The sequence below is a fragment of the Mucilaginibacter sp. GW822-FHT03E02 genome (assembly GCF_058801545.1).
Genome location: NZ_JBXANJ010000001.1, coordinates 1,166,071 through 1,177,406, shown reverse-complemented (window position 1 = coordinate 1,177,406; position 11,336 = coordinate 1,166,071). Strand labels below are relative to the sequence as shown.

At 45.1% G+C, this 11,336-nt stretch carries 16 protein-coding genes; 1 reads left to right on the top strand and 15 read right to left on the bottom strand.

Translation table 11 applies throughout. The features are described from left to right. Window positions 1-3: 3 nt before the first annotated feature. The 5 genes from AC1RM2_RS04760 to AC1RM2_RS04740 are packed head-to-tail and all read right to left on the bottom strand — an operon-like array spanning window position 4 to window position 4,206. Window positions 4-534 (bottom strand): MT-A70 family methyltransferase, encoded by a 531-nt coding sequence (locus AC1RM2_RS04760; protein ID WP_492983861.1) that lies wholly within the window; start codon window positions 532-534, stop codon window positions 4-6. Next, window positions 531-1,211 carry a hypothetical protein gene (locus AC1RM2_RS04755; RefSeq protein WP_492983860.1) on the bottom strand — a complete coding sequence of 227 codons (681 nt, stop codon included), beginning with the start codon at window positions 1,209-1,211 and terminating at the stop codon, window positions 531-533. The genes AC1RM2_RS04760 and AC1RM2_RS04755 overlap by 4 nt, the downstream gene beginning before the upstream one ends. Then, entirely contained in the window at window positions 1,201-3,633 is a 2,433-nt protein-coding gene (locus tag AC1RM2_RS04750) for a TraG family conjugative transposon ATPase (protein WP_492983859.1), read from the bottom strand. Before AC1RM2_RS04750 ends, AC1RM2_RS04755 begins: the two co-directional genes overlap by 11 nt. Continuing rightward, window positions 3,611-3,898, bottom strand: coding sequence for a plasmid transfer protein (locus AC1RM2_RS04745; RefSeq protein WP_492983858.1), 288 nt, complete (start codon window positions 3,896-3,898; stop codon window positions 3,611-3,613). Before AC1RM2_RS04745 ends, AC1RM2_RS04750 begins: the two co-directional genes overlap by 23 nt. Window positions 3,899-3,900: 2 nt before the next feature. Further along, entirely contained in the window at window positions 3,901-4,206 is a 306-nt protein-coding gene (locus AC1RM2_RS04740; protein WP_492983857.1) for a DUF4134 domain-containing protein, read from the bottom strand. Here AC1RM2_RS04740 and AC1RM2_RS04735 point away from each other — a divergent pair. Further along, window positions 4,197-4,322 (top strand): hypothetical protein, encoded by a 126-nt coding sequence (locus AC1RM2_RS04735; RefSeq protein WP_492983856.1) that lies wholly within the window; start codon window positions 4,197-4,199, stop codon window positions 4,320-4,322. The genes AC1RM2_RS04740 and AC1RM2_RS04735 overlap by 10 nt on opposite strands. Before the next feature lie 112 nt (window positions 4,323-4,434). On the opposite strand, the gene AC1RM2_RS04730 is transcribed toward AC1RM2_RS04735, so the two are convergent. From AC1RM2_RS04730 to AC1RM2_RS04685, 10 genes are all read right to left on the bottom strand, one after another. Further along, window positions 4,435-4,725, bottom strand: coding sequence for a DUF4134 family protein (locus tag AC1RM2_RS04730; RefSeq protein WP_492983855.1), 291 nt, complete (start codon window positions 4,723-4,725; stop codon window positions 4,435-4,437). 4 nt (window positions 4,726-4,729) lie between these two features. Next, window positions 4,730-5,014, bottom strand: a complete 285-nt coding sequence (locus AC1RM2_RS04725; protein ID WP_492983854.1) for a hypothetical protein — start codon at window positions 5,012-5,014, stop codon at window positions 4,730-4,732. Continuing rightward, on the bottom strand, window positions 5,011-5,415 hold the full coding sequence (locus tag AC1RM2_RS04720; RefSeq protein ID WP_492983853.1) for a hypothetical protein: 405 nt from the start codon (window positions 5,413-5,415) through the stop codon (window positions 5,011-5,013). Before AC1RM2_RS04720 ends, AC1RM2_RS04725 begins: the two co-directional genes overlap by 4 nt. Further along, window positions 5,412-5,771: a hypothetical protein gene (locus AC1RM2_RS04715; RefSeq protein WP_492983852.1), complete on the bottom strand. Its 360-nt coding sequence runs from the start codon at window positions 5,769-5,771 to the stop codon at window positions 5,412-5,414. Before AC1RM2_RS04715 ends, AC1RM2_RS04720 begins: the two co-directional genes overlap by 4 nt. Then, window positions 5,759-6,385, bottom strand: a complete 627-nt coding sequence (locus AC1RM2_RS04710; RefSeq protein WP_492983851.1) for a ParA family protein — start codon at window positions 6,383-6,385, stop codon at window positions 5,759-5,761. The genes AC1RM2_RS04715 and AC1RM2_RS04710 overlap by 13 nt, the downstream gene beginning before the upstream one ends. 77 nt (window positions 6,386-6,462) lie before the next feature. Beyond that, complete coding sequence (locus tag AC1RM2_RS04705) at window positions 6,463-7,365, bottom strand: relaxase/mobilization nuclease domain-containing protein (protein ID WP_492983850.1); 903 nt, start codon at window positions 7,363-7,365, stop codon at window positions 6,463-6,465. Between the two features lie 422 nt (window positions 7,366-7,787). Further along, window positions 7,788-8,198 carry a plasmid mobilization protein gene (locus AC1RM2_RS04700; protein WP_492983849.1) on the bottom strand — a complete coding sequence of 137 codons (411 nt, stop codon included), beginning with the start codon at window positions 8,196-8,198 and terminating at the stop codon, window positions 7,788-7,790. A 229-nt stretch (window positions 8,199-8,427) separates the two neighbouring features. Then, entirely contained in the window at window positions 8,428-8,823 is a 396-nt protein-coding gene (locus AC1RM2_RS04695; protein ID WP_492983848.1) for a hypothetical protein, read from the bottom strand. Window positions 8,824-8,835: 12 nt separating this feature from the next. After that, the gene (locus AC1RM2_RS04690) at window positions 8,836-9,627 is read right to left on the bottom strand and encodes a hypothetical protein (RefSeq protein WP_492983847.1); all 792 of its coding nucleotides are present in this window, start codon (window positions 9,625-9,627) and stop codon (window positions 8,836-8,838) included. Window positions 9,628-10,006: 379 nt separating this feature from the next. Beyond that, the gene (locus AC1RM2_RS04685) at window positions 10,007-10,948 is read right to left on the bottom strand and encodes a DUF8464 domain-containing protein (RefSeq protein WP_492983846.1); all 942 of its coding nucleotides are present in this window, start codon (window positions 10,946-10,948) and stop codon (window positions 10,007-10,009) included. Between the last annotated feature and the right edge of the window lie 388 nt (window positions 10,949-11,336).

Genomic DNA, 11,336 nt, shown 5'->3' with positions numbered 1-11,336 from the left:
AAACTATTTGATTTTACGACCATTTTTATGCAACAGCGTCCAGCCGGGCCGCTGGTTCCAGCCATATAACTGAAGCTTCTCTTTATATGGAAATTCACTTTCAAGGAACTCATAAGCGTCCTTCGGCTTTTCGATCCTGTTTTTCACGCTTCCCGTGAAAGCAGATCCAATCCTGTTCATGCAATCATCTGAAAGCGCAGGTCTTTTACCTTTGCTGCCGATCAGCAAAAACTCTACGGCTTTTTCGCCGGAACCAGGTTTCCATTTCGGTCGTACCCACATCAGTGTTCCCTGCATTTCATATCCCAAGCGGGTCATATACTCCCGGCAGTCGACCGAATGTTTTCCCGGCGTCCAAACGAAAATGAGGTGATCGCCGGCCGTAAAATCGTGCAGGGCGTGTGCAATGAATTCGAATGCGTCGAGTGCCCGCCATATTTTTGGCGGCATTACATCCGATAAGATGACCGGCCTGGTCCTATATGTCGTAAACCATTTCCATGGCGGACAAATCATTACCATATCAAATTTCATGGTTTGAGATATTTAGCGTTTGTTAAGACGTCGTTGGCGATCCTGACGTCCTGGTTCTGCCATTCTGCCCAGGGATTGAGTGATCGGAAAATGCCGTTGATCTTTGCCCAGTACATGGCCCGGCTCATGCCATAGGCGATGCCGCGCAGGATACGTATCTCATCGGCAATATGATTGAGCAGCCTGCCGCGTTCGCCGGAATCCATGAGGTTCTTTGTTCCGCCCTGCAATACAAAGGAGCTGACCTCCGCAGCAAGCATCGTCGCCCTTGTCTGAAAGTCCCTTGCACCCCTTTCCGCAAACAGTAACAGTACCGGATTGGATTTGGCCAGCCTGACAGATTCCTCCACGTCGCCGATGATATCCACGCCGCATTGGGCGATCTCTTTAACGGTATTCAGGTTATTGATCACGGATGCGACCTGGCTCAGGCCCTGGTAAATTTTATTTTGCAGGTTATTGACGATTACGAGCTGGCCGGTGACGGCAAGCTGCCCTTTCTGGATCAGATCGAGTTTGTTATTGGTTGTATTCAGCTGCCCGTTGATTACACCTGCATTAATGGCAATCGCGGCAGATACGGCAGGGTCAACTGTTAATGTCTGCGCGCGCGATGAAACGGAATTCATGACCAGCAAGGACAGTAAAAGCGGCCATATGATAAATTTAGTTTTCATGATGATTACTGATTTGGTTAACCTGCGAAATGAAAGCGGGTAAAGATTTTCCGCTATCTTGAAAATCCCGGACAAAGGCGTCCAGCCCTTCCGGGTAAGAACCAAAGCGTCCTGTATAGCTCTCAACCGCGGATTTTTCGGGCTTTTCGGTCGTATAAGTAAGATATTGTTGAAGCGAAACTTCTACGCCGTAGACTTCACCAAATGCCCCGCGACGGATATATACCTCCTTGAACCGTCCCCGACCATCTGTATTATCCAGCTGGTTGATTGTAAATATCTTCCTTCGCTCGGTTTCATTAATGGAGAGCAGTGCGGCTATATCGTTATAATTATCCTTGAACTTGGTTTGGTCCAGCAGGCAGATGGTATCCGAGTTATTGATGATACTGTCTTTGACCACAGCATTTCCAATAATGTCCCCAAGTTCCTGGGTAACAACAATTGCTTCGCCCCAGAATTTCCTAACGGTCTTGTAGAGGTATAATAAATATCCGGCCATCAGGGGACTGGCAATGGCCTTCCATGCTTCTTCGACCACCAGGGTTTTACGCCTGTCCGAGCGGTAACGCATCTTTTGGATGAATACGTCCATGATGATGAGCGTGGTTATCGGGAAGAGAGTCTTGTTCTCTTTTATGGAGTCGATTTCAAACACGATGAATCGTTCCGTGAACAGAGATTTATCCGCTTCTTTATTCAGAATAGGCGCAAACTCGCCGCCTTTGTAGAATTTTTTGAGAACATATCGGAACTCATCGAAATCAAACAGAATCTTTTCTTCCGTCTTGATCTCGGGGATTTTATCCAAGGCGAATTCATAAAAAGTGTTGAAGCTCAGGTCACCGTTTTCAGCAAAGAACTTGCTGTAATAGGCCGAGATCACATTCGCGATCACGTCTCGTTCGACGGGAGTTAATATGCCCTCGGCACCTTTCCAGGTGACCCCGATCAGTGTACAGAGAAAATCTTTTTTCTCGATATTATATTCTTCCTCCGTTATGCGGAAGGGGTTCATGGTGATCGGGTTTTTATCCGTATAAGTGATATATTTGCCCTGATAATACGAACAGAGCCCTGAGTAAGAGTGCCCGGTATCTACAATGACCATGTCCATGTTGTAGAGCATGTACTGCTCGATCATGGCATTCATAAAGAAACTTTTACCCGAGCCGCTGGGCCCCAGCACGAACTTGTTCCGGTTATTGATGCGGCCGGTCCGCATGGGAAGGTCTGCTGGATCCATGCCAACCGGAATGCCCTGGCGGTCCGTAAATCTTAACAGGAAATCAGATGGCTCATCCCTTGGCAGAGACTCTTTGAAGAAAAAACAGATCGCGGCATCACAGGTGGTCAGGAACCAATCGTATTCTTTCAGCTCTACACCATTGCCGGGTAATGCTGTCCGGAACAGTTCCAGCTGATTATAGGCATTTTTGCTGGGGATAATCCCCAACTGGAACAGTGAACTTTCTATAAAATTGACCGCCTTTTGGATAGCTGAAACTCGTGCAGCTACCAGCATATTGAAATGGCAATTGACGAGTAACTGGTTTTCCCGGACGACATCGTTCAACAATAGATCAATATCCTCAACGCATAATTGATTGGCAGGATCAGGAATACCAGCATGTCTTTTCTTTTTCTGCTCCAGCTTCCGTAGGGTCACGACCTGGTTTGGTATTTCAATAACCTGGTTATACACGATCACATCCACGCCCGGCACTTTAAACAGGAATGACAGGAAGTCCACGGGAAAACCGCGCATGCTTTCCTTGTCATTTAACTCAATATGCGGGGAGACCTCCGGTGGCAGGTCAATGCTGTCTATATTAACAAGGCTGATACTTCGAACCGATCGGTCACCTATCCTGATCTCTGTTTCAGAGGGAGCGATATTATCAAGTACAATATTTGACCTGCCAAAATCCATACTGAGCAGTTGCAAGATCAGGCGGTTTAGCTGTCCCTCGTTCAGCGTTTTGGCTGATGGCAGTACGTCTAATATTTTTCCTATTGCCTGCCTGAAATCACTTAGCAACCTGGCGTCATAAACATAAAACGCGCCTTTCTTTACCTGGCGCGTTATGGTTAAATAGGTTGCCACCTGCAGGCATTCCCGGCCGTTAAAATGGGCATTGTATTGTTTTTGCAGGTACTCGGTGGCCGGTGGCCCTTTATAAGGTGAGCGGCTGATGACATCCTGTTTTTGCAGGAGATAACCATCGCCTAAGATCTTAATTACATTATTGAGGAGATGGTGAAATTCCTCATAGCCAGCCGGATAAGCAGAATAGCGGATGACCGGGTTTACCAACCGGATCACCACGGAACATTCGCCGTTCGGGCCGATAAGCAGATCATATTCCCCATCTTTATCCACGCCCGCATAGGGAATGTTAAATAAGGTTTTTGCGGCCATAACGATTTAGAATGTTAATATTTGAGGAGCGGCTTTTAGCATAAAGGCCGCCTTTTTGTTTGCCGGCGGTAAATAGCAGACCACCGACAATAAAACCGATCAATACCATAGCACCCAGCCACATATTGATCAGTGACATGGTCAATGCGCCGAATACAAGGCCGGAAAGCAAGGAGGCAATGCCCCAATAAATAAATTTTCCTTTGAAGCCTTTGAATATAAGGGGCCGTTGGAGCCCCTTATAAACCGGATATTTCCTGGCCATAATTATAAGCCAAAAAAAGCCTTGACTACAAGCGCGGAAACCACGAGAAAGACGCAGGAGCCGCCCCAACCCATCAATTCTTTGTTAATATCTTGGTCGCCGGAATTCCACTTGGAGTATACCCGGATCGCACCAACGATACCAACGATGCCGCCGATCACCAAAGTAATATTGGTTACGGGTGCAACATAGGTTTTTAAGGTGGAGGTCGCTGTGTTCAGGCCGTTAACGCCGCTTTGGGCGAGCACAGGAAATGACAGGGCCAGCAGTACGGCTGAAGCCCATAATTTTTTTGATTTTGAAAACATTAATTTGGAGAAAAAATAAAGGCGGAGATCTTTTAGAGCCTGTTGAGTGCAGGCCGGCTATCCTAAAAGAGCGTTCAGATCACGAACAACGCCCCGATTATTTCACCCTTGAGTAATGACAGTATCGCAACTGCCGGACAAATCCCCTATGGATCTGACATTTTGAAGTAAGTTATGAAGGGAAACTTTTATGACTTCCAGGCAGAAGCATTAGAGAATAACGGGCATTCAGATTCCGAACAATGCCCGCAGAAAAGGACCCGCAAGGATCATAAAAAAGGAAGCAAAGAACCAGCCGGCAACTGCCGAATCAATATGGTCCCTGCCCATCTGCCAGTTATGGTAGATCCTAAGACCGCCGAAGAGGCCAAACAGGATGGCCAGCACCAGGCAGCAGTCAAAAGCCGAAAAGAACGACCTTGAAAGGTCTTGTTTAGCCTGCTGCATTTCGGCGATGCCGGGTTGTGCATAAGTTGCCGCAGTTAACAGACAGCATCCAGCAGACAGTAGAAATTTCATGCATTTAAAAACTTACAGATTTGATGTACTCGACCGATTCTTCACGGGCAAGATTAAAAAGCTGTTTAAGGCTGACACCACCGGAAAAGGCGACCGGCGACTCCTTGCCGGAACCGGAGCTCTCTTCGTAATGAGATTTTACGGGTTCGATGTCTTCCACAAAGGTGAGTTCATGTTTATCGTTATCGGTTTCCCCGCGGCTAAGACGGAGGTAGTCCCAAATGATCAGGGCAGCATAATAGGTGGTATAGATACCAAGCAGCCACAATGCAAATTTTATCCAGGTCATAATTGATTTCTGTTAAGGTATGTTTGAATGATAATTTTAAGTTCGGGATAGGTCTTCAGTAGATGATGTACCGAAAACGCCACGAATTTGGACATATCCACGCCGGTGGCCAGTTTAAACTTATTCAGCGTATCGACCGTTTGCCGTTTGAACCGTACATGCATCAATGTCTGATGATCACTGGTGTCATAAGCAAAAAGTTCTTTTTTTATACTGCGATCCGAATACCGGGCAGTATCTGCCATATGGGTGGGTTGTATTGGCGCTATGGGTTTCGCCGCAGGTGTATTCATACCTTTGCCGATGTTTGGACCACTTTCCAAATATTCCTGCCACCTACGATAGGCATAATGGGAAAGGAAACTGCCCAGGAGCAATGCCGAAACTTTTGTGATATTCATAAGTCAGTGTTTTGAATGTATTTTTTGATGATGGTTTTGAGTTCAGGGTGGGCTGCCAGGAAATGTTTGACCGCAAAAGAAACGAACTTGGTGACCTCGATACCTGTCGCCATTTTAAATTTATTCATGACATCGACCGTCTGCTTATCAAACCTGGCATGGACCATGCTTTTGTTTCCGCTGTTATCATAGTCCTTCAGCGCGGTAAGAATAGTTACTTCCGTTTGCTTCTCTGCTTTATTATTGTTGGTTTTCTTTGGCTTTGGCCCGGTATTTCCGGCCTCTTTTGTCTGATTGCCAGCCGGCTTGCTCATTTGCTCGCGAAGCTGATCAGCTAAGGTTTTCATTTTTTCCATAAGCGGTCGGCAAATATTTGTTCAAACACCGGAGTGATCACGCCGTAGAGTGATAAGGGGGTTTGGAACGTGGTGATACGCTGAAAATCTATGCGGTCAGGAATTGCGGCGGTAATGATGCCAAATTTGGAGAGCTGTTCATTGACCTCGCTCATGATCTCAAATTTTACATTGGCCTTGATCCGGTTCGGGATGAAAAAAACCTGTACGCTGGGGTTTACCTTTTTTAGGACCACCGTAAACAAAACTGTCGATTCAAAGGTGAATTCATCATAAGCAAAGGGACAGATCACCATGTCAGCAGACCTGAAGACGGGAATCAGCCCATCATCATCCAGTTTACCCGGCAGATCGATGAGTATGGCGTCCTTCTTGTTTTTGGTCAGGACATTGGCCAGCATCGGAAAGTTTTCGAGGGTTGCCGGCAAAACATCATAGGGCTCAGCATTTTCCAGCACCTTTGCCTTTTCAAACTTCTGTGAAATGGATTGCTGGTAATCCATATCAATAATGGTACAGGGCCATTCTCTAGCCAGGCTCAGGTAATTCCCTGATAGGACGGTGAGCGTACTTTTCCCGACGCCGCCTTTTTGGTTGCCATATAAACAGATCATAATTTTTCAATGGAGTAATAAGTTTTAAATGAAATACAAACTCATAAAAATGGCTGGCCTAACGGCTGCCACCTGAGCTAACGGGTATTTGTACGGGCCTTTTTTTTCCGCCGGCGTCTCATCCCCATTACCTGCTGATCATCCACATCATCAGCGATCATCACCGGGCTGATATACACGGGTTCCGGCGCGAATTCCGAATAATAGGTGATGGCATTTTCGGCCAAATAATCATGCAATTCGATGCTTTGCGGTCGGTAAATATTTTCAGTTTTGATATTTTCATCCAGCAGGTATTTGAGGTTGAGGATTTCGCTTCCTTTAAAAACCTGTTTAGTGGCATGGTCTATGACCGAATACCCGTAAGGCTTTTTACTCCCGGAAGAATGAAAAACCAGGTCAAGCTGATAAATGGTGTGCATTGTTTGCACAAAATCAGGGTCTGCCTTTCGGGCATTAAAGAGGTCCCGAATCTCGGATATTCTTAATTTATCAGGCGTATAAGCCTTCATTTTTTTTTGTAATTTTTCATCCTCGACATAATCCCTGCCGAGAAATCCCTGGTTCTCCAGGATCAGATAAAACTGGGCTTTAGTGCTAAAGCGGTATTGCAAGGCGAATGAATAACCCAATACCTTATTGATATTCCGGACCGCCCTGACCTGCTCATAATCCCGGTCTATCTGTCTGCCATCCTTACCGACACGCGAACTCACGATATGTACGTGATGATTATCCGTGTCTTTATGAAACACAATAAGATATGGCTGTTCGCCATATTTCATTTCCTTCAACCACATTACAGCAGCTTTTGTTAATTCCTGCTTGTTATAATTGCGACCACGGGCGGAGATTGTTGCATGGAACTGTGTGTTTTTGATGCCTTTATTTTGCGCGGACACCATCAGGAGGTAATTGACCAGGTCCTGTGGTCTAGGATTGCTTAATGCCTGAAGGATGCCAAAGTTGGCGATCAGCATAAGCTCCCCTGTGTTTCGGTCGACCTTATTGGTATTATATTTTACCCCAGCAAATGTTCGTGACGTTTTTTCTAATATGTGAGCGATCATGGGAACCGGGGTATTATAACATGATGGCACCCTACCAAGCAATCCAGATAACGCAGTTTCGGGCAACCTTTATAAGGGTGTAACACCAGGACACGATAACACCCTAACACTGGATCGGCCGAACACGATAACCCACTAACGTTGTAACACCGTAAGCCTGTAACTTGGTAACATGCTAACTCAATAACTTCATAACGCGATAACACCAGACCGTGGTAACAAAATAACAGTGTAACACTGTTCCCCGATAACGAAGTAACCGGCTAACACTGTAATTTGCTAACGCTGTTCCTTTATAACCCTATAACATGCTAACTCCATTCAAGAATAGATTATAGTCCCATCGCCCTAATGATTTTTCGGAGCGTAACTTCCAAAGATTGCTGGATAGTGATATAGGCTTCAAACAATTCCTTATAGTCCTGGATGATCACGGGAGATAGCTGGCCTTTAAGATTTAAGGTATTGGCGTGCCTGGCCAATTGATTGATATTGTTACCGATCCGTCCCATTTCAGCGCCGATGCCATCCATGTTCCGGATCAGTTCCCGGGCGTTGATCACTACTTTTTTGGAGTCAGAGAGCACACGCAGTCGTATCAGGTTTGTTTTGGAAATTCCCAGCTGATTTTCCAGTTCGGCAACTTCCGCATACTCCGTTTCGGTAAACCTCACATTAATGAATTTGGTGCGTTTACCCTCCTTTAAGGCGGGCCGCCCATTCAGTTTCTTAACGTGCTCCATGAAAAAATGAGTTGCGAATTTTTTTACATCCCCCCGGGAGGGCAAGTGACTTTTTGTGAAACAAAAAGACATCTTGCCGTTGCGAAAGCAACGGAAATGACCATAAGCCGAATGGTTTTTTCAACCATTATATTGGAAGGAAGGTGCCGATATTTCCGGATTTCAGACGAAATATTACGCCACCTTAAAAAAGTACCTACGGTATATTGAGCAGTATAAAATCATCGCCCTACAGGTTTATAGCCACATAGATCACCAAAAACAGAATGCCTAAATAGAAAGCTAAATTTTGATAGATAGCCAATTCGCTATAGGGTGATAGTCGTTTGGTTGGATCATTTTTATAAGCAATGTCAGCACCTTCCAGTATGCCTGTAATTGCGCCATGATTAAGTAACCCGAAGAAAATGCTTAGGAGCATAAATCCCCAGGTTACATATATTACCCATAGGTTTGGGATAGGCTGGCCTACCGGAAGCCTGAGGATATCCTTTATGAATGTTGCCGTTAAAGCCAGGGTGCCGGTCGATAACGTGATCAGCAATTTGGTCAGGTCAAGGGCGCCATCAAAAGCTTTCTTCTGATGTTCCTCGAAAACAACTTTGTTTGGGTTTTCACTTTCCATTACAATATGTTTTTAGCTTGGATCATATTTATTGCAGGGTTCACGAAGGAACGGATAAAGTGGACAAAGCCGTCTTTTCGCTTTATCTAATGACCATTCATGTAATCGGTAGGACCCATCTGCAATAGCGTCGTTTGCCATTTGGTCGGCGAGCCTGATAATATTCTTAAAGGCATCTTCCAGATTTTTAAACATGATTTTGGAGATGGTTTGGCCGTTATAGGCTGTTGGAATTTCATTATGTTCAATCGCATGTTCAATGCTGTTTTGAATAAAAGCCTCTACTTCCATACCTGAACCCGTTTCCGGATTGACATTTTTGGAGATCACATGATTTACAAAGGTCGTATAGAGCGAGCTAATCAGTTCGGAAGGCAAATTGTAATTGGTCATCGTATTTGGTTTGTCGGTGATTGTTTCCTTTTGCAGCAAAAATAATTTCCTGGAGATGATGAGCCCGTAGAAAAACCCACAGACCGCAAATACCACTATAACGCTTTGTATGGCCAATGGCCCTGATTTATCCAGGTCATAGGTCTTGCTATAAGCATCAGCAAACTCGGAAAAGGCCTGGTAACCCTTGGTAAGATTAATTAAAGCGAGGCCTGTCAATATTTTCGTCAGCCAATCAGCTATTACTTCAAGGTTCGAGTTTACCGGCGATCTTTCATCTTTATTTGTGTAAGGGATCCCGAATAAAAAGCCGACAAAGGTTGCGCCTGCAAAACATATCGCTCCTAAGGAGAAACCCATTTCAATTATGACAAAGGCTTTGGCGGAATCTTTTAATAAAAGGTAGGGCAAGCTGATCAAAAAGGGATATAAAAAGGCTATCAGCGGGGTAGGGAGATTAGAAAGCCTTTCCCGGTAAATATTACGGATTAATTTGATTGAACTGACAGGCATAGGATGTTGGTATTGATACCAATAAATATATAAAATATTATTTTACAATACATTACGGTTTTTATTGCGGCCGCCAAAAAATAATATAAATTCCAGCTGTGTTTATTAACGCTTTTAAATGCACGATAAATCCGCATTTAAACCGACAGCATGAAATTTCGATCAGGCATACATCATGACGTTGATGGGGTGCTGCCGCTGCTAGATCCCTGCTATCCTAAATGCACCGTACACCTTCACTTTATTGAGTGCCGGCTAATGGTCGTATGCAAGGGCGTTACCTTTCAAAAGGTACATGTACGTTGGCAAAGAAATCTGTTTTATTTGAGGGCGGCATATCGTGTACCTTTAACTGCGACTTGATCTTGTCATTATAGTCGTTAAAGCCCTCATAAATAACTGATCGATCTGTTGCATATGGCAGTGCTTTGATAAAGTCCCTGCTTGCTAACTTACCTGCTTTATCCCGGTCAAAGTAAATATCGAGCGATGAAAAGGCTTTGGCCTTCGTGATGCCCTGATGAAGTAGAGTAAGTGAGTTGAGCACGATAATACTGTGGTCGGCCTCCGGGTTATCAAAACGCCAGCTTAAAAAATCTATAAAACCTTCAAATACCGCGGCCTTTTTAAGGTGTCCCGGAATAACAGTAATGCCTTTGTGCCCCATACAACCTTTAAAATACCGGTTTCGAACTTCCCAGGAATTGTTTTCATTAAGCCAACCTGCAGCAAAGTAATGTTTACGAACATCGTTGTCGTCCTCTACAAAATAATAGACTTCGCTCAGGTAAAATTTGGCTACTTCAAATACACCACGGCTTTTCAAATAATCGGTTATAGCGGGATGTGCGCCTATTGGCCTAACTTTCTCTACCACATGACTGACCTTTATTGGTCTACGTGGCCGAGGGGGCCGAGGTTCGGCAGCTTCAATAGCGCATACATCCTGGATCTTTTTAACGACCTCGTTAAATCCCAGGTGCTTCCAGTAGGCCAGGCCAAAATCGATAATATTACCGCCCTTCCCGGCACCATGGTCAAACCATACGCCAAGATCATCATTCACGCTAAAGGACGGGTTGCTATCGTTATCCCGTAGCATACTGATGTACATTTTTTCCCGGCCACGTTTCGGCACGGGCTGGTATCCTAAACGGCTTAACAGATCTACCAGGGAGGCTTGTTCCTTCAGCTCCCTGGCGGTTAATAACTTCGACATATAAAATGGATTTGAGTTAACAGAAAGCCGGTAACCGGCAAAAAATAAAAAGACACCTGTTCGTCCAAGAAAGGTGTCTTTATTCAATGTACCGGCAGCGGGTATCGAGCCCGATAATTCGCTTCTGCCGGTATATATTTTCGGGATTACTCACGTCAGATCCTACGATCCGGGCTACCTGCCTGCCTTCGCGCTTTCGGTTTTTGCGGCTTTACGCTCACCTTCGCGAAATTTCCGGCTCCCCGCCGGATAATGCTTTATCCCCCCATGTCAAATAACGCTCGCTTGATAACCAGATCAACTGGTTGATCGACTACCGTTGCGGTAATCATGTAGGCAAAGCAAGCGGATATGGGGATGCGCAACCAGTGAAAGGGGGTGAAAGAAA